Origin of the sequence: Streptomyces sp. NPDC002669 (assembly GCF_042889165.1) — a bacterium.
Taxonomy (GTDB): domain Bacteria; phylum Actinomycetota; class Actinomycetes; order Streptomycetales; family Streptomycetaceae; genus Streptomyces.
This window is the reverse complement of record NZ_JBIAQQ010000014.1, coordinates 149,062-173,071: the sequence shown is the minus strand read 5'-3', so window position 1 is coordinate 173,071 and position 24,010 is coordinate 149,062. Positions and strand designations below refer to the sequence as shown.

Annotated in this window: 20 protein-coding genes; 12 read left to right on the top strand and 8 right to left on the bottom strand. The window is 72.1% G+C overall.

Features of this window, described 5'->3' with window-relative positions; translation table 11 throughout:
• Positions 1–137 precede the first annotated feature (137 nt).
• From ACFYW1_RS21915 to ACFYW1_RS21905, 3 genes are all read right to left on the bottom strand, one after another.
• Complete coding sequence (locus tag ACFYW1_RS21915; protein ID WP_388995502.1) at positions 138–1,358, bottom strand: MFS transporter; 1,221 nt, start codon at positions 1,356–1,358, stop codon at positions 138–140.
• 90 nt (positions 1,359–1,448) lie between these two features.
• Complete coding sequence (locus tag ACFYW1_RS21910; protein WP_388995499.1) at positions 1,449–2,345, bottom strand: phosphotransferase; 897 nt, start codon at positions 2,343–2,345, stop codon at positions 1,449–1,451.
• A 184-nt stretch (positions 2,346–2,529) separates the two neighbouring features.
• Positions 2,530–4,380 (bottom strand): serine hydrolase, encoded by a 1,851-nt coding sequence (locus ACFYW1_RS21905; protein WP_388995496.1) that lies wholly within the window; start codon positions 4,378–4,380, stop codon positions 2,530–2,532.
• A 182-nt stretch (positions 4,381–4,562) separates the two neighbouring features.
• Here ACFYW1_RS21905 and ACFYW1_RS21900 point away from each other — a divergent pair, with 182 nt between their 5' ends.
• The 4 genes from ACFYW1_RS21900 (at position 4,563) to ACFYW1_RS21885 (ending at position 10,206) form a co-directional block, all read left to right on the top strand.
• A complete protein-coding gene (locus ACFYW1_RS21900) occupies positions 4,563–5,672 on the top strand; it encodes an NAD(P)H-dependent flavin oxidoreductase (protein WP_388995493.1) in 1,110 nt (369 codons plus the stop codon).
• On the top strand, positions 5,669–7,219 hold the full coding sequence (locus ACFYW1_RS21895; protein WP_388995490.1) for an acyl-CoA synthetase: 1,551 nt from the start codon (positions 5,669–5,671) through the stop codon (positions 7,217–7,219). The genes ACFYW1_RS21900 and ACFYW1_RS21895 overlap by 4 nt, the downstream gene beginning before the upstream one ends.
• A 60-nt stretch (positions 7,220–7,279) precedes the next feature.
• Positions 7,280–8,386, top strand: coding sequence for a calcium:proton antiporter (locus ACFYW1_RS21890; protein ID WP_388995487.1), 1,107 nt, complete (start codon positions 7,280–7,282; stop codon positions 8,384–8,386).
• A 302-nt stretch (positions 8,387–8,688) separates the two neighbouring features.
• Entirely contained in the window at positions 8,689–10,206 is a 1,518-nt protein-coding gene (locus ACFYW1_RS21885; protein WP_388995484.1) for an acyl-CoA synthetase, read from the top strand.
• 51 nt (positions 10,207–10,257) lie between these two features.
• Here the strand turns inward: ACFYW1_RS21885 and paaK are convergent, their stop codons facing one another.
• Entirely contained in the window at positions 10,258–11,547 is a 1,290-nt protein-coding gene (paaK, locus tag ACFYW1_RS21880) for a phenylacetate--CoA ligase PaaK (protein ID WP_388995481.1), read from the bottom strand.
• Positions 11,548–11,707: 160 nt separating this feature from the next.
• Positions 11,708–13,336, bottom strand: coding sequence for an FAD-dependent oxidoreductase (locus ACFYW1_RS21875; protein ID WP_388995477.1), 1,629 nt, complete (start codon positions 13,334–13,336; stop codon positions 11,708–11,710).
• Between the two features lie 265 nt (positions 13,337–13,601).
• Here ACFYW1_RS21875 and ACFYW1_RS21870 point away from each other — a divergent pair, with 265 nt between their 5' ends.
• From ACFYW1_RS21870 to ACFYW1_RS21840, 7 genes are all read left to right on the top strand, one after another.
• Positions 13,602–14,723, top strand: a complete 1,122-nt coding sequence (locus ACFYW1_RS21870) for a TcmI family type II polyketide cyclase (RefSeq protein ID WP_388995474.1) — start codon at positions 13,602–13,604, stop codon at positions 14,721–14,723.
• A 74-nt stretch (positions 14,724–14,797) separates the two neighbouring features.
• Positions 14,798–15,232, top strand: a complete 435-nt coding sequence (locus ACFYW1_RS21865) for a cupin domain-containing protein (protein WP_356931914.1) — start codon at positions 14,798–14,800, stop codon at positions 15,230–15,232.
• Complete coding sequence (locus ACFYW1_RS21860; RefSeq protein WP_356931913.1) at positions 15,229–16,497, top strand: beta-ketoacyl-[acyl-carrier-protein] synthase family protein; 1,269 nt, start codon at positions 15,229–15,231, stop codon at positions 16,495–16,497. The genes ACFYW1_RS21865 and ACFYW1_RS21860 overlap by 4 nt, the downstream gene beginning before the upstream one ends.
• Positions 16,494–17,744, top strand: a complete 1,251-nt coding sequence (locus ACFYW1_RS21855; RefSeq protein ID WP_388995471.1) for a ketosynthase chain-length factor — start codon at positions 16,494–16,496, stop codon at positions 17,742–17,744. Before ACFYW1_RS21860 ends, ACFYW1_RS21855 begins: the two co-directional genes overlap by 4 nt.
• A 15-nt stretch (positions 17,745–17,759) precedes the next feature.
• A complete protein-coding gene (locus ACFYW1_RS21850; RefSeq protein ID WP_384229140.1) occupies positions 17,760–18,017 on the top strand; it encodes an acyl carrier protein in 258 nt (85 codons plus the stop codon).
• A 1-nt stretch (position 18,018) separates the two neighbouring features.
• Positions 18,019–18,498 carry an SRPBCC family protein gene (locus tag ACFYW1_RS21845; protein ID WP_148835996.1) on the top strand — a complete coding sequence of 160 codons (480 nt, stop codon included), beginning with the start codon at positions 18,019–18,021 and terminating at the stop codon, positions 18,496–18,498.
• 75 nt (positions 18,499–18,573) lie between these two features.
• Positions 18,574–18,906 carry a TcmI family type II polyketide cyclase gene (locus ACFYW1_RS21840; RefSeq protein ID WP_388995469.1) on the top strand — a complete coding sequence of 111 codons (333 nt, stop codon included), beginning with the start codon at positions 18,574–18,576 and terminating at the stop codon, positions 18,904–18,906.
• A 74-nt stretch (positions 18,907–18,980) separates the two neighbouring features.
• Here ACFYW1_RS21840 and ACFYW1_RS21835 read toward each other — a convergent pair whose 3' ends face one another.
• The 3 genes from ACFYW1_RS21835 to ACFYW1_RS21825 all read right to left on the bottom strand — a co-directional run bounded on the left by ACFYW1_RS21835 (position 18,981) and on the right by ACFYW1_RS21825 (position 22,969).
• Complete coding sequence (locus tag ACFYW1_RS21835) at positions 18,981–20,057, bottom strand: methyltransferase (RefSeq protein WP_388995466.1); 1,077 nt, start codon at positions 20,055–20,057, stop codon at positions 18,981–18,983.
• A 35-nt stretch (positions 20,058–20,092) separates the two neighbouring features.
• On the bottom strand, positions 20,093–21,184 hold the full coding sequence (locus ACFYW1_RS21830) for a nitrous oxide reductase family maturation protein NosD (RefSeq protein ID WP_388995463.1): 1,092 nt from the start codon (positions 21,182–21,184) through the stop codon (positions 20,093–20,095).
• Positions 21,185–21,340: 156 nt separating this feature from the next.
• Positions 21,341–22,969, bottom strand: coding sequence for an acyl-CoA synthetase (locus ACFYW1_RS21825; RefSeq protein ID WP_388995460.1), 1,629 nt, complete (start codon positions 22,967–22,969; stop codon positions 21,341–21,343).
• A gap of 202 nt (positions 22,970–23,171) precedes the next feature.
• Here ACFYW1_RS21825 and ACFYW1_RS21820 point away from each other — a divergent pair, with 202 nt between their 5' ends.
• Positions 23,172–23,972 (top strand): crotonase/enoyl-CoA hydratase family protein, encoded by an 801-nt coding sequence (locus ACFYW1_RS21820; protein WP_388995457.1) that lies wholly within the window; start codon positions 23,172–23,174, stop codon positions 23,970–23,972.
• Positions 23,973–24,010: the final 38 nt, after the last annotated feature.

The following is a 24,010-nucleotide window of genomic DNA, read 5'->3' as shown; positions in this document are numbered from 1 at the left end:
CTTTACTGTTCGAAATTTCGTCACGCGTTCGAAATGCTGTCGCGACAGTAAGGAGGCGCCGGTGACTGTGTCAATGGGGCCATGGGCGCGCGTGCTTCACGGGTGCGGTCCGGCCGACGGCGCCCGCGCCCGGACGTTCAGGCGCGGTTGACGCGGTACACGTCCCGCACGCAGAGGTTGAGGAGGGTGGTCACCACGATGGCACCGGCACAGGCCAGGAGCACGGTCCGGTCGGCCCAGACGTGCGCGGCGAGCGCGGTGACGAGGTAGCCGAGGGGGACGGCGATCCGCTCCCCGACCCCGTTGAACGAACTCATCCGGCCCAGCTCCTCCTGGGGCACGTGCTGTTGGAGCGCGGTGGTCCAGGCCACCACGGCGACGTCCACCCCGATGCCCGCGAGCACGGCGGCGAGCAGCACCCAGGGCAGGGACAGACCCAGGCCCAGCGCCGCCGGCGGCAGACAGAGCGCGCCGCCGGTGACGACGGCCGTGGCCAGCAGCCGGTACGGCCGCCACCGCAGACACACCGCCGTCCCCGCCAGCAGCCCGAACGCGAACGCGCCCTGCACCAGCCCCCAGGAACGGGCCCCCGCGTAGTGCTCGGCCGAGACCACGGGACCGAGCAGCTGGAAACCGGCCAGCCACGCGGCGACCACCACCGTTCCGGCCGCGGTGTACGTCCACAGCCAGGTGCGGCGCCGGAAGCCGGACCAGCCGGCGCGCAGATCGGCCAGGACCCCGCTCGTCGTGACCGGCGCGCTCAGCCGCAGGCCGAGCAGCAGCAGCGCCGCGACCAGGAAGCCGAGCGCGTCGCACGCCAGTACCCAGGCCGGCCCGCCGACCGCCACGACCACTCCGCCGACGACGGGACCGAGCACCTTGACGGCGTTGCTCGGCAGCCGGAGCAGCGCGTTGGCCCGTTGCAGGTGCTCCGCCGCGACGAGTTGCGCCACGAGGCCCGTCGCGGCCGGGGCGGTGAAGGCCGTGGCGATTCCGGAGGCGAAGCCGCACGCGGCGATCGAGGAGGTCGTCGCGTGCCCGGTGGCCACGAGCGCCGCGAGCACCGCCTGCGCGGCCGACGCCAGGAGATTGCCCAGGAACAGGATCCGGCTGCGCGACAGCCGGTCGGCGAGGACGCCGCCCGCGACGGTGAGGACGATCGTCGGCACCGCGTTCGTCGCCAGCACGACACCGAGCGACCCGGACCCGCCGCCCTGCCCGATCACCGCGTAGGCGAGCGCGACCGGTGCCATCGAAGAGCCGGCCGCCGAGACGAGGTTGGCGAGCACGAGCCGGCGGAAGGCCGGAACCCGCAAGGGGGCCGGGTGGGGCGCGGATGGTTCGGCGGTGGTCTTCATGGTCCTTCCGCGGTCGGCGTGCCACTGCCCTGGCGGGCGGCCCTGTCAGGTCGTCCGGGACCCTACCCCGGTCCGGGCGGCCCCGGTCCGTCACAGGCGTTGCTCGGCCAGATCCAGCCAGTGCTCCGTCTCGCCCGGGGCGAAGTGCCGGACGGCCCAGTCGGCCATGCGCAGGCTCATATGGGCCCAACAGGGGCGCAGGACGTCCTCGGGCAGGGCGTCCAGGACGGCGTCGAGCCGCCGGGCGACCCCCGGCGGCTGGCGTCCCGCGTGCAGCCCGAAGCGCAGGGTGACCAGGTCGAAGCGGCGATCGCCCCGCCCGGCGCCGTCCCAGTCGACGACCCCGGTGACGGCGCCGTCCACGGCGAGCAGGTTGCCGTGGTGGAAGTCCTGGTGCACCACGTCGTCCCCGGCCAGGAGGGGAGGATGCGCCGCGCCCACCGATCTGACCCGCCGCTCCAGGGCCGCGCCCCGGCGGCTGTGCCGGCGCAGTGGTTCGTGCAGGCAGTAGCCGGGGCCGTCGTCGAGCAGGTGCAGGTTCACCGGCGGGACGTCCCGGTGCCCGGCGAGCAGCCCCGCCTGCGACTCGTTGAGGGCGAGCGCCCGGTCCAGACCGCGGTGGTCCAGCAGCTTCGGCGGCGCGCCCGGCAGGAGCTGCTGGACCAGTACCACCGCGTCGTCCACCTGGAGCGCCAGCTCCGTCGACGGGCAGGGGTATCCCCGGCCGCGCAGCACCTCGCACACCGTCAGGGGGCCCGCCCGCAGCGCGTCGAGCCGGGTGCCCGGCCGCCACTTCAGCACGGACCGGTGGCCGTCGGGCCACCGGACGTACGCGGCGCCCACCTCGCCCCCCGGACAGGGGCCCTCGACCACCAGCCGTACGCCCGTCCGGGCGTGCACGGCGGCCACCAGCCGGTCGGGGTCGAGGCGTTCGGCGCGCGTCCGGTTCTGGGGCGCTGAGGTCATCTTCTGCGGTGATGAGGTCATCGGAGCATTCTCCGACGCCGGTGCCGGCCGTCCCGTTACCCGGGGGCTCCGCCCGGTCCGGGACGCGTCGCGGTGTGTCTGCCGTGCCGGGGGAGGGGGACGGCCCTTCCCCGGCACGGCAGGTTCGGTGCCGGTGCGGGAGGGGCGCCGGGCCGGACGACACCGCCACCCCTCCCGCACCGGGTCAGTCGGCCGACGCCGTCCAGCCCCGCGCCTCCACCCGGGCCGCGTCGCCCGGGCGGCTGTCGTCGAAGACCGTCCGGCCGCCGTCCTCGACGCGGACCGCGTCCACGTACACCCCGCGGCCGACGTACAGCTGATCCGTCGCGTACCGCCAGCGCAGGCGCACCTCCTTGCCGCGCCACGGGGCGAGGTCCGCCTCCAGCCGGTGCCACACCCGGCCGGACCAGCCGGAGACGGAGCCGGTGGGGTGGGCCTCCGGCTCCGGGCGGGGCCTTCGCGCCATCGGCGCGGTGGCGAACGGCACCGGCTGCCAGGTCGCCCCGGCGTCCGCCGACGCCTCCAGGAAGACGAAGTCCGACCCGGGCTCGGTGTCCCACCACAGCGCCGAGTCCAGCCGGGCCCGGCCCGAGGAGAGCCGCAACGGGGGCAGGGTGAGCGTCGCCTCGGTGGCGCCGGCCTGGCCCGAGAACCACGCCGTGCGCCCCCGGACCGGGCGGACCGCGACCGCGCGTGCCATCCGGTTGGCGGTGGCCACGCGCGGTGCACTGCCCGAACGCCAACTGCGCACGGGGTGAACGGAGTTGCCGAGAACGATCAGGAACGAGTCGGTCGTCGGGTCCAGGACCAGGCTGGTGCCGGTGAAACCGGTGTGGCCGGCCGTGCGGGGCGTGGCCATCGCACCCATGTACCAGTGCTGGTAGAGCTCGAAGCCGAGCCCGTGCGCGTCACCGGGGAAGGCGGTGTTGAAGTCGGTGAACAGCAGGTCGACCGAGGCGGGGGAGAGGATGCGGGCCCGGCCGTACACCCCGCCGTTGAGCAGGGTGCGGGCGAGGATCGCGAGGTCCCAGGCGCAGGAGAAGACCCCGGCGTGCCCCGCCACTCCGTCCAGGCTGTACGCGTTCTCGTCGTGCACCTCGCCCCAGACCAGGCCGCGCTCCAGCCCGGACCAGGGGAGCCGGGCGTCCTCGGTCGCGGCGATCTTCGGCTTCCAGGAGGCCGGTGGGTTGTACCGGGTGCGGTGCATCCCGAGCGGAGCGGTGATCTGCTCGCGGAGCAGGACGTCCTGCGTGCGGCCGGTGATCTTCTCCAGGACCAGTTGCAGCGAGATCAGGTTGAGGTCGGAGTAGAGGTACACCGTGCCCGGCGGGTTGGCGGGCACCTCGTCCCACAGGAGCCGCAGCTTCCCCTCCCGGGTCGGCGCCTTGTACAGCGGGATCCAGGCTCGGAAACCGGAGGTGTGGGTGAGCAGCTGACGGATCGTGATGTCCTGCTTGCCGCCCCCGGCGAAGTCGGGGAGGTACGAGGCGACCTTCGCCTCCAGCTCCAGCGTCCCGCGCTCGATCTGCTGCACCGCCAGGATCGAGGTGAACAGCTTGGAGACCGAGGCCAGGTCGAAGACGGTGTCCTCGGCCATGGGGATCTGCCGGTCGGGCGGGAACTCCACGCCGGTGTCGGTCTTCTCGTCGTACGCCGAGTAGCGCACGGCCTTGCCGATGGGCCGGTGCAGGGCCACCGTGCCGCCCCGTCCGGCGAGCAGCACCGCCCCCGCGTACCAGGGGTGCTTGGGGGAGGCTTCGAGGAACTTCTCGGCGTCGGTGACCAGTTGGTCCAGGGGTTCTTGCAACAGCCCGGCGCGTTCGGCCGTTCCGCGCCGCAGCGTGGGCCGGCCGTTGCCCGGCGCCCCGCCCGTCCCGGTCCCCGCGTTCATGTCCGACGCCTTCGTCCCCGACTCCATGGCCGACGCCCGCTCCGCGAACGGAATCGGCGCCAGGGCGAGCGCTCCGCCCAGGGCCAGCATCCCACCGCCCAGCCTCCGTCGGCTGATTCCCCGGCCGGCCACGTCCTCGGTCATCCGGAACCCCTTCCTACCGCCTGAAAGTAACTTTCGAACTCTCTTCCGGAAGTGAAACTTCCTGCCGAGGCAGAGAGTACTGCCGCCCCGGCCGTCACGGAGGCCCCCTGCGTCACAAAGAATCTGACGAAGCATCAGAAACTCTCTTCCCTCGGTCGGCGGACTGCGGCATCCTGCGCCCCATGGAGACGGAGCTGAGCAAGAAACTGGGAGTCGAGCACGCCATCTTCGGCTTCACGCCGTTCCCCGCGGTGGCCGCGGCCATCACCCGGGCCGGAGGATTCGGCGTGCTCGGCGCGGTCCGCTACACCGCCCCCGACGACCTCGCGCGCGACCTCGACTGGATGCAGGAGCACACCGACGGCAAGCCGTACGGCCTCGACGTCGTCATGCCCGCCAAGAAGGTGGAAGGGGTCACCGAGGCCGACGTCGAGGCGATGATCCCGGCCGGGCACCGGAAGTTCGTCCGGGACACCCTGGCCGAGCACGGCGTCCCGGAACTCGACGAGGGCGAGGCGTCCGGCTGGCGCATCACCGGCTGGATGGAGGAGGTCGCCCGCAACCAGCTCGACGTCGCCTTCGACTACCCCATCAAGCTCCTCGCCAACGCCCTCGGCTCCCCGCCCGCCGACGTCGTCCGGCGCGCCCACGACCAAGGCGTGCTCGTCGCCGCCCTCGCCGGAAGCGCCAAGCACGCCCGCCACCACGCCGACGCGGGCATCGACATCGTCGTCGCCCAGGGGTACGAGGCGGGCGGCCACACCGGCGAGATCGCCTCCATGGTCCTGGTGCCCGACGTGGTCGACGCCGTCGGACCGCTGCCCGTGCTCGCCGCCGGCGGCATCGGCAGCGGCGAGCAGATCGCCGCCGGGCTCGCCCTCGGCGCCCAGGGCGTCTGGCTCGGCTCCCTCTGGCTGACCACCGAGGAGGCCGACCTCCACTCCCGCGCGCTGACCCGCAAGCTCCTCGCCGCCGGCTCCGGCGACACCGTCCGCTCCCGCGCCCTCACCGGCAAACCCGCCCGCCAGCTCCGTACCGCCTGGACCGACGCCTGGGACGACCCGGCGGGCCCCGGACCGCTGCCCATGCCGCTCCAGGGACTGCTGGTGGCCGAGGCCGTCTCCCGCATCCAGAAGTACGAGACCGGCGCACTGCTCGGCACCCCCGTCGGACAGATCGTCGGCCGGATGAACAGCGAACGCAGCGTGCGGGCCGTCTTCGACGACCTGACCCGCGGTTTCGAACGCGCCGTGGACCGGATCAACCGCATCGCCGGACGGAGCACCTCATGACCCCGCCGCCCAACGGCTTCTGGGCCCAGGCCACCGCCGACCCCGACCGCACGGTCCTGATCGCCCCCGACGGCGAGAGCTGGACGGCCGGCCGGCTGCACACCGCCGCCAACCGCATGGTCCACGGACTGCGCGCGGCCGGACTGGAGCGCGGCGACGCCTTCGCGGTCGTCCTGCCCAACGGCGCCGAATTCTTCACCGCCTACCTCGCCGCCGTGCAGGCCGGGTTCTACCTCGTCCCCGTCAACCACCACTTCGTCGGCCCCGAGATCGCCTGGATCGTCTCCGACTCCGGCGCCAAGGTGCTCATCGCCCACGAACGGTTCGCCCCGGCCGTGACCGCGGCCGCCGACGAGGCCGGCCTGCCCGCCACCCACCGCTACGCCGTCGGCACCATCGAGGGCTTCCGCCCCTGCTCCGCACTGCTCGAAGGCCGGCCCGGGACACCGCCGGAGGAACGCACCCTCGGCTGGGTCATGAACTACACCTCCGGCACCACCGGCCGCCCGCGCGGCATCCGCCGCCCGCTGTCCGGCAGACTCCCCGAGGAGAGCCACCTCGGAGGATTCCTCGGCATCTTCGGCATCCGGCCGTTCGACGGCAACACGCACCTGGTCTGCTCGCCGCTGTACCACACGGCCGTCCTCCAGTTCGCGGGCGCGTCCCTGCACATCGGCCACCCGCTGGTCCTGATGGACCGGTGGACCCCCGAGGAGATGCTGCGCCTCATCGACACCCACCGCTGCACCCACACCCACATGGTCCCCACCCAGTTCCACCGCCTCCTCGCCCTCCCCGAAGAGGTCCGGAGCCGCTACGACGTCACCTCCATGCGCCACGCCGTGCACGGCGCCGCCCCCTGCCCCGACCACGTCAAACGGGCCATGATCGACTGGTGGGGGCGGTGCGTCGAGGAGTACTACGCGGCCAGCGAGGGCGGCGGCGCCTTCGCCACCGCCGAGGACTGGCTGAAGAAACCGGGCACCGTCGGCAGGGCCTGGCCGATCAGCGAACTCGCCGTCCTCGACGACGACGGCAACCGGCTGCCGCCGGGCGAGCTCGGCACCGTCTACATGAAGATGAACACCGGCGGCTTCAGCTACCACAAGGACGAGGGCAAGACGCGGAAGAACCGGGTCGGCGACTTCTTCACCGTCGGCGACCTCGGCGTCCTCGACGAGGACGGCTATCTCTTCCTCCGCGACCGCAAGATCGACATGATCATCTCCGGCGGGGTCAACATCTATCCCGCCGAGATCGAGGGCGTCCTCCTCGGCCACCCCGCCGTCGCCGACGCCGCCGTCTTCGGCATCCCGCACCCCGACTGGGGCGAGGAGGTCAAGGCGGTCGTCGAACCCGCCGCCGGACACGAGGCGGGCGAGGAACTCGCCGCCGCGATCCTGCGCCACTGCGAGGACCGGCTCGCCGGGTACAAACGCCCCAGGAGCATCGACTTCACCGAGGAGATGCCCCGCGACCCGAACGGCAAGCTGTACAAGCGCAGGCTGCGCGACCCGTACTGGGAGGGGCATCCCAGGGCGTTGTGAACCGCCGTCCGGCCGTCGCCCGACGCGCGCCGCGGGCCGGGTTCTGGCAGCGTATGGCCCATGAACACGCGCACGACGATCCGGTCCCTGGCGACCCGGTGGACGGTGGTCGTGCCGCTCGTCGCCGCACTCGCGCTGGTGTTCAGCTGGGGGCGGGAGCTGCCGGCGTTCGCCGTCGGCGTGGTCGCCCTCTGCCTCGCGGGCGCGGTCCTGGCCGCCGTGCACCACGCCGAGGTGATCGCCCACCGGGTCGGCGAACCGTTCGGCTCACTGGTGCTGGCCGTCGCCGTGACCGTGATCGAAGTGGCCCTGATCGTCACCCTGATGGTGGGCGGCGGCCCCAAGGCCGCCGCGCTGGCGCGCGACACCGTGTTCGCCGCCGTGATGATCACCTGCAACGGCATCGTCGGACTGTCCCTGCTCGTGGGGGCCGTCCGCACCCGCGTCGCCGTCTTCAACGCCGAGGGATCGGGCGGCGCCCTCGCGACCGTCGCCACGCTCGCCACCCTCAGCCTGGTGCTGCCGACCTTCACCATCGGCAGACCCGGCCCCGAGTTCTCCACCGCCCAGCTGGCCTTCGCCGCCGTCGCCTCGCTCTTCCTGTACGGGCTGTTCGTCGCCGTGCAGACGGTGCGCCACCGCGAGTACTTCCTCCCGCTCACCCAGGAGGGCACGCTCAAGGAGGACGAACAGCACGCACCGCTGCCGGGCCGGGGCGCCACCGCCCTGAGCCTGACGATGCTGCTGGTCGCGCTCGTCGCGGTCGTCGGGGACGCCAAGTCCGTCTCCCCGGCCATCGAGGCCGGGGTGGAGGCGGCCGGGATGCCCCAGGCCGTGGTGGGCGTCGTCATCGCCCTGCTGGTGCTGCTGCCGGAGACCCTGGCGGCGGTCCGGGCGGCCCGCCGCGAACGTGTCCAGACCAGCCTCAACCTCGCCCTCGGCTCGGCGATGGCCAGCATCGGCCTGACCATCCCGGCCATCGCCCTCGCCTCGATCTGGCTCGACGGACCGCTCCACCTCGGCCTCGGCGCCACCCACATGGTGCTGCTCGCGCTCACCATGCTCGTCGGCGCGCTGACCGTCGTGCCCGGACGGGCCACCCTGCTCCAGGGCGGCGTCCACCTGTCGGTCTTCGCCGCGTTCGTCTTCCTCGCGATCAGCCCCTGACCGGCCCGGGGACGGCCGTGGGCCGACCGTACCCCGAGGGACCACCGGCACTCGTGGACCCGCACCACCCGCAGCGCGGGCGAACGCGTGATGTCCTTGAACAGTGCGAGGCCGGATGTCACAAGGAGCCGCAGGCGGTTGCGGAGCGGCAACGGCCCTCCCGACTGTTGCCGGTACGAAGGCGGTTGCCCGGGGTTTCGGGTCGCCACGCGCCACTCGGCCGGCACCCCCGCACCCCTGTCGACGACCCCACCGGCATCCGGACCCTTGACCATCGGGTTCCGGCCGCCCAGGATCACGCCATGACAGGTGTACGGAGCAGCACAGTCGACGGAGTCGTGGCCCGCAGTGCCCGGCGCACCCCCGAACGCACCGCCGTGCGGTACGCGGACAGGTCGTGGAGCTACGCGGAGCTCGACACGGCCGTCAGCACCGCTGCGGCCGTCCTCACCGGCGAACACGGGCTGCGCCCCGGCGACCGGGTCGCCTCCTACGCGCACAACTCCGACGCCTACCTGATCGGCTACCTCGCCTGCGCCCGCGCGGGCCTGGTCCACGTACCGGTCAACCAGAACCTCACCGGCGACGACCTCGCGTACATCCTGGGCCAGTCGGGCAGCGCCCTCGTCCTCACCGACCCCGACCTCGCCGACCGGGTCCCCGCCGGGTTCCCCGTGCGCCCGCTGCGCGACGCGCCGGACTCCTTCCTCGACGCCATCGCCGCCCCGCGCCCCTTCGCGCCCGAACACGAACCGGCCGCGGGAGACCTCGTCCAGCTCCTCTACACCTCGGGCACCACCGCCCTGCCCAAGGGCGCGATGATGACGCACGGCGCCCTCGTGCACGAGTACGTCAGCGCGATCACGGCGCTCGACCTGCGCGCCACCGACCGGCCCGTCCATTCCCTGCCGCTCTACCACTCCGCGCAGATGCACGTGTTCCTGCTGCCCTACCTCGCGGTCGGCGCGCAGAACACCATCCTGGACGCACCCGACGTGGACCGGATCTTCGACCTCGTCGAGACGGGGCGGGCCGACAGCGTCTTCGCCCCGCCGACCGTCTGGATCGGCCTCTCCCAGCACCCCGGCTTCGCCACCCGCGATCTCGGTGGCCTGCGCAAGGCGTACTACGGCGCGTCGATCATGCCCGTGCCCGTCCTGGAACGGCTCCGCGAACGACTGCCCGGCCTGGCCTTCTACAACTGCTTCGGGCAGAGCGAGATCGGCCCGCTCGCCACCGTCCTCGGGCCGGACGAGCACGAGGGCCGGATGGACTCCTGCGGCAGGCCCGTCCTCTTCGTGGAGGCCAAGGTCGTCGACGAGAACGGCAAGGAGGTCCCCGACGGCACGGCCGGCGAGGTGGTCTACCGCTCGCCCCAGCTGTGCGAGGGCTACTGGGACAAGCCCGAGGAGACCGCGGAGGCATTCCGCGACGGCTGGTTCCACTCCGGCGACCTCGCGGTGCGCGACGCGCAGGGCTACTTCACCGTCGTCGACCGGGTGAAGGACGTCATCAACTCCGGCGGTGTCCTCGTCGCCTCCCGGCAGGTCGAGGACGCCCTCTACACCCACCCCGCCGTCGCCGAGGCCGCCGTCGTCGGACTGCCCGACGAACGCTGGATCGAGGCCGTCACCGCCGTCGTCGTACTGCGCGGGGACGCCACGGCGGACGAGCTCATCGCACACGCCCGGGAGCGGATCGCCCACTTCAAGGCCCCCAAGAAGGTCCTCTTCGTGGACGAGCTGCCGCGCAACGCCAGCGGGAAGATCCTCAAGCGGGAGCTGCGGGACCGGTTCGCCCAGGGCCCGTCCGCTTCCTGAGGGCCTGTGGGGCGGCCTCCGGCCGGAGGCCGCCCCACAGGCCCCGGGGCGTTATTCCGTCCCGCGCTCGTCCACGATCCGCCGGAACTTGCCGACCGACCGCTCCAGCGTCTCCGGGTCGACGATCTCGACCCCGACCGACACCCCGATGCCGTCCTTGACGGCCGTCGTGATCGACTCCGCGGCGGCCGTCCGCTGCTCCGGAGTGGCCCCCGCCCGTGCCTCCGCCCGGACCGTCAGCACGTCCAGACGGCCCTCGCGGGTCAGCCTCAGCTGGAAGTGCGGAGCCACCCCCGGGGTGCGCAGCACGATCTCCTCGATCTGCGTCGGGAAGAGGTTCACCCCGCGCAGGATCACCAGGTCGTCGCTGCGCCCGGTCACCTTCTCCATCCGGCGGAACACCCGGGCCGTGCCCGGCAGCAGCCGGGTCAGGTCCCGCGTCCGGTAACGGATCACCGGCATGGCCTCCTTGGTGAGCGAGGTGAGGACCAGCTCGCCCTCCTCGCCCTCGGGCAGCACCTCGCCGGTCAGCGGATCGACCACCTCGGGATAGAAGTGGTCCTCCCAGATGTGCAGCCCGTCCTTCGTCTCGACGCACTCCTGCGCGACCCCGGGCCCCATCACCTCCGAGAGCCCGTAGATGTCCACCGCGTCGATGCCGAACCGCTCCTCGATCTCGCGCCGCATCTCCTGCGTCCACGGCTCGGCCCCGAAGATCCCGGTCCGCAGCGAGGTCGACCGCGGATCGACGCCCTGCCGCTCGAACTCGTCGAGGAGCGTCAGCATGTACGACGGGGTCACCATGATGATCTCGGGACGGAAGTCCTGGATCAGCTGGACCTGCCGGGCCGTCATGCCCCCGGAGGCGGGGATCACCGTGCAGCCGAGCCGCTCCGCCCCGTAGTGCGCGCCGAGTCCGCCGGTGAACAGCCCGTACCCGTACGCCACGTGGACCTTCTGCCCGGGGCGCCCGCCCGCCGCCCGGATCGAGCGCGCGACCACGTCGGCCCAGGTGTCCAGATCCCGCTGGGTGTAGCCGACGACGGTCGGGCGGCCCGTGGTCCCGCTGGACGCGTGGATGCGCCGCACCCGCTCCTCGGGGACGGCGAACATGCCGAAGGGGTAGTTGTCCCGCAGGTCGGCCTTGGTCGTGAAGGGGAAGCGCGCGAGGTCGGCGAGCGAGCGGCAGTCGTCCGGCCGCAGCCCGGCCGCGTCGAACCCGGCCCGGTAGTGGCCGACGTTCTCGTACACGTGGCGCAGCGTGGCCCGCAGCCGCTCCAGCTGGAGTGCTTCCAGCTCGCCCCGGCCCAGTCGTTCCGCCTCGTCCAGCAGAGCCGTCATCCGGATCTCCCTCTTCCGAGCAGGCGACCGATCATTCGGTCGATCTTTCGACAGCAGTAATTCAGGCCACCGCACCCCATGGCAAGAGGGGCGACGCGGCCGATCCGCGTCGCCCCTCCGTGCTGTCGCTCCCTGCCCGCCGCTCCGGCGGCGCCGGAGGTCAGGACCGGTGCAGCAAGGTGGTCAGGACCTCGTGCAAAGTGGCCTCGGCGTCATCGGCCGGCCCCGTCGAACGCCAGGCGACGAAGCCGTCGGGGCGCACCAGCACGGCGCCCCGGGCCGTCGTCCCGTGCGCCGCGGCCCAGTCGGCCCCGTCCTCCGGCTCCAGCTCGGCGCCCGGACCGAGGCCGTACACCTGGAGCCGCACCGAGAGCCGCCTGGCGACCCGTCCCGCCGCCCGGCGCCACACCGTGTCCGTACCGTCGGTGAGCAGCACCAACGTACGCTCGTACAGATCCAGCGTGGACTTGCGATCACCGTCCTGACGCACCCACAGATGCGGGGCGCGGCTGCCGGGCCGGCCGTCCAGCTGCATGCCCTGCGGCACCACCGGATCCTGCGGGTCGACGCCGAGCACGGCACCGCGGACGTAGCGGTAGCCCAGCGCCACGGCGAGCATCCCGCCCTGCTTCCCGCCGCCCACGCCCGGCGCCGCGGAGTACCCCGGGTGGCTGTGCTCGCTGGAGCGCGCCGAGGCCCGCGAGCTCGTCGCCCGCGCCACCGGGAGCCGCTCCGCCCCGTAGGTGTCCAGCAGCCCGGGACCCGCCTCGCCCCGCAGCACGGCGGCCAGCTTCCATGCCAGGTTGTGCGCGTCCTGGATGCCGGTGTTGGAACCGAACGCCCCGGTGGGGGACATCTCGTGGGCGGAGTCACCGGCGAGGAAGACCCGGCCGGACGAGTACCGCTCGGCGACCCGCTCCGCGGCGTGCCACGGCGCCTTGCCGGTGATCTCGATGTCGATGCCCGGCGCGCCGACCGCCGTACGGATGTGCTCGGCACACCGCTCGTCGGTGAAGTCCTCCAGGGTTTCCCCGAGTTGGGGCTGCCACGGCGCGTGGAACACCCAGTCCTTCTTGTTGTCCACCGGCAACAGGGCACCGTCCGCGGCGGGATTGGTCAGGTAGCAGACGATGAAACGCCGGTCGCCCAGCACATCGGCGAGCTGCCGGGAGCGGAAGGTGATGCTCACGTTGTGGAAGAGGTCGCCGGGCCCCGTACGGTCGATGCGCAGCTGCTCGCGGATCGGGCTGCGCGGTCCGTCGGCCGCGACGAGGTAGTCCGCCCGGACACTGATGTGCTCCCCGGTCTCCCGGTTCTTGAGCGCCGCGTCCACCCCCGACGGGTCCTGGTCGAAGCTCTGCATCTCGGTGGAGAACCGCAGGTCGCCGCCCTGTTTGCGGGCCAGCTCCACCAGTACCGGCTCCAGGTCGTTCTGGCTGCACAGGCACCAGCCGGTCGGGCTGAAGCGGGCGATCCCGCCTCCCGGGTCGATCTCCCTGAACAGCCATTCCTGGTCGTCCCCGGTCAGCGAACCGGCCTGCAGGATGCCGTGGTTGTCGGCGAGGACCGAGGCCGCTCGCCGGATGCCCGCCTCGGCCCCCGCCGTGCGGAACACCTCCATCGTGCGCACGTTGTTGCCGCGCCCGCGCGGATGGGTCGAGGTGGACCGGTGTTTCTCGACCAGCAGGTGCTCGATGCCGAGCCGACCGAGGAAGAGGGACGTGGACAGCCCCACCAGGGAGCCGCCCACGATGAGGACCGGCACACGGATGTCGACGTTCTCGTTCATCAGCTGCTCCAGCTCGGACGACGTTCGGATGAATTGTTCAATGCCCTGGCGAGAGCGGTTCGGACGCCTGCTCACCTGAACGGTTCATAAATCTCGCGCCACCCGGACCAGCGTTTAACGATCGGTCACGGAGACGACACCCGCGGTACCCGGACGGACCGTCCGCACCCGACAGAGAGTCACCGCTCCGAAAACCCGCTCGCCAACCCACGGTCCGCGGCACGCCACCAGGCCGGCCCGGAACCGTCCCGAAGGAGACCGACAGATGACCACCACCCTCTCGGAGCGGATCTCCCAGTCCGCCTTCGACGGCTCCCGGCTGCGCGTCGTACTGCTGCTGGACCTGTACGACGGGGCCCAGCAGCAGTTCCTGGAGGCGTACGAGCACCTGCGCAACCAGGTGGCGTCCGTACCCGGACACATCAGCGACCAGCTGTGCCAGTCCATCGAGAACCCCTCGCAGTGGCTGATCACCAGCGAGTGGGACAGCGCGCCGCCGTTCCTCGCCTGGGTGAACAGCGAGGAGCACGTCGCGACGGTGCAGCCGCTGCACAACTGCGTCCGCGACACCCGTTCGCTGCGCTTCAGCGTCCTGCGGGAGACCGGAAGGGCCTTCGAGCTGGCACCCGAGTCGGCCAAGGCGGGCCTCCAGTCCTCCCCGCGCCTGGGCGACGGAGTGGTGCGCCACGCGCTCACCTTCACCGTCAGGCCGGGCACCGAGGACGTCGTGGCGAAGATCCTGGCCGACTACGACTCCCCGAACGCGCGGGTCGACGAGGACACCAGGCTGCGCCGCACCTCGCTGTTCATGCACGGGAACCGGGTCGTGCGGGCCATCGAGGTCGAGGGCGACCTGCTCGCCGCCCTGCGCCACGTCTCCCGCCAGCCCGAGGTCCGGGCCGTCGAGGAGGCCATCAACCCCTACCTGGAGCAGCACCGGGACCTCACCGACCCGGACTCCGCCCGGATGTTCTTCACCCGGGCGGCGCTCCCGACCGTCCACCACGTGACCGCCGGCCGCCACAAGGCCGAGGACGTGCGCAGGCACGCCCTCTTCTACCAGGCCAAGGAGGGCTGCGGCATGGCACTGGCCCGGCTCCTCGCCGAGCACGACGAGGAGGCGGCCGACGACCCGGCGAGCATCATCGACAGCAGCACCATCTTCCAGCGCGACGACGTCGTCGTGCGCCTCCTCGAAGCGGTGGAACCGATCGACGCACAGGCCGCCCAGGCGGTCGGCATCGACGGCCCCGGCAAGGTGGCCAGGCTCGGACGTCTCCTCGACGACCGCACGAACACCGTTCCCGCGAACGAACCGGGGATCTCGGACTTCCTCGCGCGGTCCGAGATGACCCTGATCACGGACCGGCGGGCCAAGGAGTCCTGACCGCGCATCCGCCCCCTGGGGGGTTCTCGCTCAACCCGTCGAAACAACGCGCAATGCGCCAGGAGGAAACAGTCATGACCATGCACCGGCCACGCATCGTGGACCTCAGCGAGACGCAGCCCAACCGCAGGCGAGGAGGCGACCTTCGCGCCATGCTCACGCCGACCGCGGTGGGAGCCACCAGCGGCTTCATGGGACTCGCCATCGTTCAGCCCGGCGACCGCATCGGCGAGCACTACCACCCGTACTCCGAGGAGTTCGTGTACGTCGTGGACGGTCTGCTGGAAGTGGACCTGGACGGCGAGCCGTACCGGATGAAGTCCGACCAGGGGCTGCTGATCCCGCCCCATGTACGCCACCGATTCCGCAACGTGGGCGATGTCGAGGCCCGCATGGTCTTCCACCTCGGTCCGCTCGCCCCGCGCCCGGAACTCGGCCACGTCGACACCGAGGAGACGGAATCCGCCGAGCGCGTCACCCCGCCGGAACGAACCGAGGCGGCCTCGTGACCCGCCGTGTCGCGGTCACCGGCATCGGTGTCGTCGCCCCCGGCGGCATCGGCACGCCGGCCTTCTGGGACCTCCTCGCGAACGGGCGCACCGCGACCAGGGGCATCACGCTCTTCGACCCGGCCGGCTTCCGGTCCCGCATCGCCGCCGAGTGCGACTTCGACCCGGCGGCGCACGGGCTGGACGCGGACACGATCGCCCGCTCGGACCGCTACATCCAGTTCGCGATGGTGGCCGCCAGGGAGGCCCTCGACGACGCGGGCCTGGACCCGGAGAAGGTGGACCCCTGGCGCATGGGGGTGTCGCTGGGCACCGCGGTCGGTGGCACCACCCGGCTGGAGCACGACTACGTCGCCGTCAGCGGGAGCGGGGCCCGCTGGGACGTCGACCACCGCCCGGCGGGCCCGCACCTGGAGCGGGCCTTCTCGCCCAGCTCCCTCGCCTCGGCGGTGGCCGAACAGGTCGGCGCGCACGGCCCGGTGCAGACCGTCTCCACCGGCTGCACCTCGGGCCTCGACGCGATCGGCTACGCCTTCCACTCCATCGAGGAGGGCCGCGTCGACGTGTGCGTGGCCGGGGCGTCGGACTCACCGATCACCCCGATCACCGTGGCGTGCTTCGACGCGATCAAGGCCACGTCGGCGAACAACGACGACCCGGAGCACGCCTCCCGGCCGTTCGACGCCCGCCGCGACGGCTTCGTCATGGGCGAGGGCGGCGCCGTCCTCGTCCTGGAGGAGCTGGAACACGCACGGGCCCGCGGCGCCACCGTCTACTGCGAGATCTCGGGCTACGCCACCTTCGGCAACGCCTACCACATGACCGGTCTGACGCCCGAGGGACTGGAGATGGCCGAGGCGATCAACCGGGCCCTGGCCCACGCCCGGATGGACGGCTCGCAGATCGACTACGTCAACGCGCACGGCTCGGGCACCAAGCAGAACGACCGGCACGAGACGGCGGCCGTGAAGCGGGCACTCGGCGCGCACGCCCACGAGATCCCGATGAGCTCGATCAAGTCGATGGTCGGCCACTCGCTGGGGGCCATCGGGGCGATAGAGATCGCGGCCTGCGTGCTCGCCCTGGTCCACCAGACGGTGCCGCCGACCGCGAACTACGAGAACCCCGACCCCGAGTGCGACCTCGACTACGTGCCGCGCACCGCACGCCCCCTCAAGCTGCGCAGCGTGCTCTCGGTGGGCAGCGGGTTCGGCGGCTTCCAGTCCGCGGTGGCTCTGACCCGGACAGGCGGGAGGACACCATGAGGAACCGAAAAGCCCGGCGCACCGTCGTCACCGGCATCGGTGTCGTCGCCCCCAACGGCACCAACACCGAAGCCTTCTGGAAGCGGACGCACGAGGGAATGAGCGTCCTGGACCGGGTCACCCGCGAGGGGTGCGAGCACCTGCCGCTCAAGGTCGCGGGGGAGGTGCGCGGTTTTGAGCCGGCCGAACTGATCGAGGAGCGCTACCTCGTCCAGACCGACCGGTTCACGCACTTCGCGATGGCCGCCGCCGACATCGCGCTGGACGACGCCCGGCTGGGCCGCGCCGACTACGAGAACTCGCCGTTCGACGTCGGCGTGGTCACCGCGGCCGGCTCCGGCGGCGGCGAGTTCGGCCAGCGTGAACTCCAGCGGCTGTGGGGACAGGGCTCCACCTACGTGGGCCCCTACCAGTCCATCGCCTGGTTCTACGCGGCCAGCACCGGCCAGATCTCGATCCGCGGCGGCTTCAAGGGCCCCTGCGCGGTCGTGGCCAGTGACGAGGCGGGCGGCCTGGACGCGCTGGCCCACGCCGCCCGTTCGATCCGCGGCGGCGCCGAGGCGGTGGTGGTCGGCGCGGCCGAGGCCCCGCTGGCGCCCTACTCGGTCGTCTGCCAGCTCGGGTACGCGGACCTGAGCACCGTCGACGACCCGCTCCGCGCCTACCGGCCGTTCACCTCGGGCGCCTGCGGCTTCGTGCCCGCCGAGGGCGGGGCGATGCTGGTGGTCGAGGAGGAGCGGTCGGCCCGCCGGCGCGGCGCCAAGGTGCGGGCCGAACTCGCCGGACACGCCGCCACGTTCACCGGGGCGGCCAGGTGGGAGGAGTCCCGGGAGGGGCTCGCCCAGGCGATCATCGGAGCGCTGCGGGAGGCCGACTGCGCCCCCGACGAGATCGACGTCGTCTTCGCGGACGCCCTCGGGGTGCCCGCCGCCGACCGGGCCGAAGCGCTCGCGATCGCGGACGCGCTCGGCGCGCACGGCACCCGGGTACCGGTGACGGCACCCAAGACCGGCACCGGACGCGCGTACTGCGGCGCACCGGTGCTGGACGCGGCCGCCGCCGTGCTCTCCATGGAGAACGCGCTCATACCGCCGACCCCGAACGTCTTCGAGGTGTGCCACGACCTCGACGTGGTCACCGGCTGCGCCCGCCCCGCCGAACTGCGGACGGCGCTGGTGCTCAGCCGCGGGCTGATGGGCTCGAACGCGGCCATGGTGCTGCGGGGCTCCCCCGACACCCAAACGTGAGAAGGAGAAATCCTCATGACCGACCGACTGACCTACACGGAGCTCGCCGCCCTGATGAAGAAGGGTGCCGGTCTCACCGTCGACCCGCACGACATGGAGAAGCGCCCCGGCTCGGCCTTCGACGAGTTCGGCCTGGACTCGCTGGGCCTCCTCGGCATCGTGGGCGTGCTGGAGAACCGGCACGGCCGCGCGCTGCCGGCCGACGCGGACCGCTGCAAAACCCCGCAGGAATTCCTCGCCCTCGTCAACAACAGCCTCATGACAGGAGCCTGACATGCCAGGACACACCGAGAACGAGATCACCATCGCCGCCCCCCTGGACCTGGTCTGGGACGTCACGAACGACCTGGAGAACTGGCCGCGGCTCTTCAGCGAGTACGCCGCGGTCGAGATCATCGAACGGGACGGGGACAGCACCACCTTCCGGCTGACGATGCACCCCGACGAGAACGACAAGGTGTGGAGCTGGGTCTCCGAGCGGACCGTGGACCGTGCCGGTCGTACGGTCCGCGCCCGTCGTGTCGAGCCCGGCCCGTTCCAGCACATGGACATCCGGTGGCAGTACTCGGAGGTCCCCGGCGGGACGAAGATGCACTGGACCCAGGACTTCGCGATGCGGCCCGACGCGCCCGTCGACGACGCGTGGATGACCGACAACATCAACCGCAACTCCAAGATCCAGATGGAACTCATCCGGGACAAGATCGAGCAGCGCGACCGGGAGCGCCGTACGGCTCCGGCCGGCGCCCGCTGACCCGCCGTCCGCCCGAGGCCCGGCACCCGGCCGTCCGGCCGGGTGCCGGGCCGGGAACCAGAAAGGCATCCCCCGATGCACCACGCCCTGATTGTCGCCCGGATGGCACCGGGATCGGCGCCGGACATCGCCGATCTGTTCGCCGCCTCCGACAGCACCGAACTGCCGCACCTCGTCGGCGTCACCAGGCGCAAGCTCTTCCAGTTCGGCGACGTGTACCTGCACCTGATCGAGTCGGAGCGCCCGCCGGGCCCCGAGATCGCGAAGGTGACCGGGCACCCGCAGTTCAAGGACATCAGTGAGAAGCTCACCGCCTACGTCAGCGCCTACGACCCGCAGACCTGGCGCAGCCCCAAGGACGCCATGGCCCACGAGTTCTACCGGTGGGAGCGCGACGCCACCGGCTGAGACGGACGAACGCCCCGGGCCCGGCCGAGAGGCCGGGCCCGGGGCGTTTCCATGCCGTGCCGGGAAGGGGACGGTCAGTCGGGGACCACGCACTCGAACGCGTGCAGATAGGCGTTGACCGGGACGACGTCGCCGATCAGCAGCCCGGCGTCCGAGATCCGGGTGACCAGGCTCTCCCTGGTGTGCTTCGCGCCGCCGACGTTGAGGAGCAGCAGCAGGTCCATCGCGGTGGTGAAACGCATCGAGGGGGTGTCGTCGACGAGGTTCTCGATGACGACGACCCTGGCCCCCGGGCGGGCCGCGGCGACGATGTTGCGCAGGGTCCTGCGGGTGCTGTCGTCGTCCCACTCCAGGATGTTCTTGATGATGTAGAGGTCGGCCCCGACGGGGATGGCCTCGCGGCAGTCACCGGCCACGATCCGGGTCCGGTCGACCAGCGCGCCCTCGTCCCGCAGCCGGGCGTCGGCCCGCGCCACCACGCCCGGCAGGTCCATCAGGGTGCCGTGGAGCGAGGGGTGCTTCTCCAGCAGGCTCGCCAGCACGTGCCCCTGGCCGCCGCCGATGTCGGCGACCGAGGACACCCCGGTGAGGTCGAGGAGTTCGGCCACGTCCAGCGCGGACTGCACGCTGGAGGTGGTCATCGCCCGGTTGAAGATCTGCGCGGACTCGTGGGCGTCCTGGTGCAGGTAGTCGAAGAACCCCTTGCCGTGCACGTCCTGGAAGACGCTCCTGCCGGTGCGCACCGCGTCGTCGAGGCGCGGCCACACGTCCCAGGTCCAGGGCTCGGTGCACCACAGCGAGATGTCGCGCAGGCTGTGGGGGTCGTCCTCGCGCAGCAGGCGGGACATCTCGGTGTGGGCGAACCGCCCGTCCGCGGTCTCGGCGAAGATCCCGTAGCAGGACAGGGCGCGCAGCAGCCGCCGCAGCGGCACGGCCTCGGTCCCCACCAGCTCCGCGAGCTCCTGCGCGGTGGCGGGCGTCTCGTCCAGCGCGTCGGCGACGCGCAGCCGGGCGGCGGCACGCACGGCGGCGGCCCTGGCGGCGCCGAAGACGAGTTCGCGCAGCTGCATGGCCGGCTGCGGGGGAGCGACGGGGTGGGGGAGCGCGGCGTGGACGGAGGCGGGCGTGGGGGTGGGACTGACAGTGGTCATACTGTTTCGCTTCTCCTCGGGCGGGGGTGCGGCGGTCAGCACATCCCGGCAGGTGTGGACTTCGCGCAGACGTTGTCGGTGAAGGTGTTGTTCTTTCCGGCGGTGTCCCCGTTGGCGAGGTCGGCCGGCTTGTTGTCGAGCACGACGTTGTCGCTGATGGTGTGGCCGGTGTTCTTCGTTCCCACGAAGCTCTTGAACAGCACGATGCCGCCGGACATGGGCGTGTCGCCCGCGTTGTCGCGGATCGTGTTCGAGCGCACCCGGGTGTCCGCGGCGCCGGTGAGCACGATGCCGGAACCCTGGAGGGCCGACAGCCGTTCGGTCGCGGGACAGGACTTGTTGTTGCCGGTGACCCGGTTGGACTCGATCGTCATGGCCCCGGCCTGCGGCTTTCCTTCGTCGCCCACGACGAACACACCGCTGCAGTTGCCGGTGACGCTGTTGTCGCGGACCGTCAGGTTCCGTACCCGCCGGGCGGTGAAGCCGATCCGGTTGTCCGCCAGTGTGTTGTGCCGGAGCTCGGTGCCCCGGGTGTCGATGGCACCGCCCTCCTCGTCGACGGTGTTCGCGACGAAGATGCCCGCGTCACCGTTGGCGCGGGCGACGTTGCGCGCGAACACACCGCGGGTGGAGCGTTCCTGGGCGATGCCCCAGACACCGTTGTGTTCGGAGGTCACCCCCTGGACGGTCAGCCGGTCGGTCCGGGAGGCCCAGACGCCGTTCTTCTTGAAGCCGGAGACGGTCAGCCCGTCGATGCTCACCTTCTCCACGGTCCGGTCCGCGCTGCCCTGTACGCAGATGCCGTTGCCGGCCCGCGCACAGGCGTCGGAGGCCCGCGCGCCCGCTTCCGCCGGCCGGATCACGGTCCGCCCGCCGGAACCGCGCAGGGTCAGGCCGGGCGTGGTGATCAGGACGCTCTCGCGGTACGTGCCGGGCAGGACGACGACGGTGTCGCCCGATCGGGCGGCGTCCACCGCCTTCTGGATCGACTCGCCGGGGTGGACCACGTGCGCGCTCGCGGTGGAGGCGGACGGAGTGGCCGCACCGAACCCCGAGACGGCCGCCCCGAGCCCCGCGGCGGAGAGGACCACGACCGGCACAAGGATCTTGATGTTTCGTTTCCTCATGAGCCGAAGCTATGGGCGATCCCGCCCCCTTGCCACATAGGGTGAGCGGATGGGTGCGGGGGGTGCCCGAATGGGTTACGCGGGCTGCGCCGCACGGTCGCCGGGGCGGGCCCGCCCCGGCGACCGTGTCGGTGTCGTGCCGGTGGGCCGGACGGCTCAGTCGCCGGGCTCGCGCGGGGGTGCGACGACCGAGCGGGCCCACCGGTAGTCGGCCTTGCCGCTCGGCGAGCGCCGGATCCGCCCGGTGATCACCAGCCGGCGCGGGATCTTGTAGCCCGCCAGCCGCGTCCTGCAGTGTGCCTGGATGTCGTCGAGCGAGGGCTCGGGCGCCCCCTCGCGCAGCTGCACCACCGCCGCGACGCGGTTGCCCCAGCGCGCGTCGGGCGCCCCGGCGACCAGTGCGTCGTACACGTCCGGATGGGCCTTGAGGGCCTGCTCGACCTCCTCGGGGTACACCTTCTCGCCCCCGGTGTTGATGCACTGCGAGCCCCGGCCGAGGACCGTGACGATGCCGTCCGCGTCGACCGTCGCCATGTCGCCGAGCAGCACCCACCGCTCCTCGCCCCGGCGGAAGAACGTCTGCGCGGTCTTGGCCGGGTCGTTGTAGTAGCCGAGGGGTACGTGCCCGCGCTGGGCGATCCGGCCCGGCTCGCCCGGGGCCACCGGCTCGTGGGTGGCCGGATCGACCACCTCCGTACGGGAGTTGACCCGGAGCCGGAAGCCGTTCTCCGGGCCCGAGTCGTCCGTCGCCGTGCCGTTGAAACCGGACTCCGAGGAGCCGAAGTTGTTCAGTAACATCACCGTCGGCACGAGCGCCTGGAACTCCGCGCGCACCGAGTCCGACATGATCGCCCCCGAACTGGAGACGGAGAACATCGACGAGCAGTCGGTGCCCTTCAGCGGGCCCTTCAACGCGTCGATCAGCGGTCGCAGCATCGCGTCGCCGACCAGCGACATGCTGGTGACCTTCTCCTTCTCGACGGTGCGGAGCACCGCCTCCGGGTCGAACCTGCGATGGAGCACGACCCGCTGCCCGAAGTTGAAGCCGATGAACGCGGTGAGGGTCGAGGTGCCGTGCATCAGCGGGGGAGTGGGGAAGAAGGTGATCCCGTCCCCGCCCGCCGCCACCCGCTCGGCCAGTTCCTGCGGGGATTTCACCGGCTCACCGGTCGGCGCGCCCCCGCCGAGCCCGGAGAAGAACAGGTCCTCCTGGCGCCACATCACCCCCTTGGGCATCCCGGTGGTGCCACCGGTGTAGATGATGAACTGGTCGTCGGCCGAGCGCGGCGCGAAACCGCGCTCCGGGTCCCCGCCCGCCTCCGCCTCCGTGAACGCGACCGCCTCCGGGCCCCGGACACCCGCCGCCGGGGTGCCCACCCGGACGAGGTGGCGCAGCAGCGGGGCCTTCGGCGCGGCCGCCGCCACCCGCTCGTCGAACTCCGCGTCGAAGACCAGGGCGGCCAGGTCGGCGTCCCGGTAGAGATAGGTCAACTCCTCTTCCACGTAGCGGTAGTTCACATTGACGGGCACGATCCGCGCCTTGAGGCAGGCCAGCACGGTCTGCAGGTACTCCACCCCGTTGTACAGGTGCAGCCCGAGGTGCTCGCCGGGGGCGATGCCCGCGTCGATCAGGTGGTGGGCGAGGCGGTTGGCGGCCGTGTCCAGCTCCGCGTACGTGAGCCGGCGCTCCGCACCGGTGCCGGGGTGGTCGAGGTAGACGAGCGCCTCGCGTTCCGGGACCGCGTCGACGACCGATTCGAACAGGTCGGCAAGGTTGTACTCCACCGTTCCTCCTGACCCCGGAAGCTGACTGGCTCGGCGGTCATTAGAGCGCCGGGAGCCACAAGTGGGAAGGGGCCCGGACGAAGAAAACTGACTGACTGTCAGAAAACTATTGAACTGGGCCCCCGCCTACTGCAACCTGTTCCAGTGCCGCGACCGGCAGCACCGACCCGGCAGCCCCGGGTCCCGAGACGGGAGGCAGGCAATGGGCGGTACGGAACACCTCACCGTGCGCCGCGAGGGCGCCACACTGGTGCTCACCCTGAACAGGCCGGAGGCGAAGAACGCCCTCTCGCTGCCGATGCTGGTCGGACTCCACGACGGCTGGCTGGCGGCCGACGAGGACGACACGGTCCGCTCGGTCGTCCTCACCGGGGCGGGCGGCTGCTTCTGTGCCGGCATGGACCTCAAGGCCCTGGCCGGAAAGGGCATGGAGGGGGAGCAGTACCGCCACCGGATGGCCGCCGATCCCGACCTGCACTGGAAGGCGATGCTGCGCCACCACCGCCCCCGCAAACCGGTCGTCGCCGCGGTCGAGGGCCACTGCGTGGCGGGCGGGACCGAGATCCTCCAGGGCACCGACATCCGGATCGCCGGGGCGGGCGCCACCTTCGGCCTCTTCGAGGTCCGGCGCGGCCTCTTCCCCATCGGCGGGTCCACCGTACGGCTGCCCCGCCAGATCCCCCGCACCCACGCCCTCGAAATGCTCCTCACCGGCCGCCCCTACAGCGCCGCCGAGGCCGCCGCCATCGGGCTCATCGGCCGGGTCGTCCCCGACGGCACCGCGCTGGAGGAGGCCCTCGCCGTCGCCGAGCGGATCAACGCCTGCGGACCGCTCGCCGTCGAGGCCGTCAAGGCGTCCGTGTACGAGAGCGCCGAACTGACCGAGAGCGAGGGCCTCGCCGCCGAACTGGAACGCGGCCGGCCGATCTTCGCCACCGCAGACGCCCACGAGGGCGCCCGCGCCTTCGCCGAGAAACGCCCGCCCGTCTACCGCCGCGCCTGAGAACCCGCCGGGTGGCCTCCGACCGGGCGCACCCGACG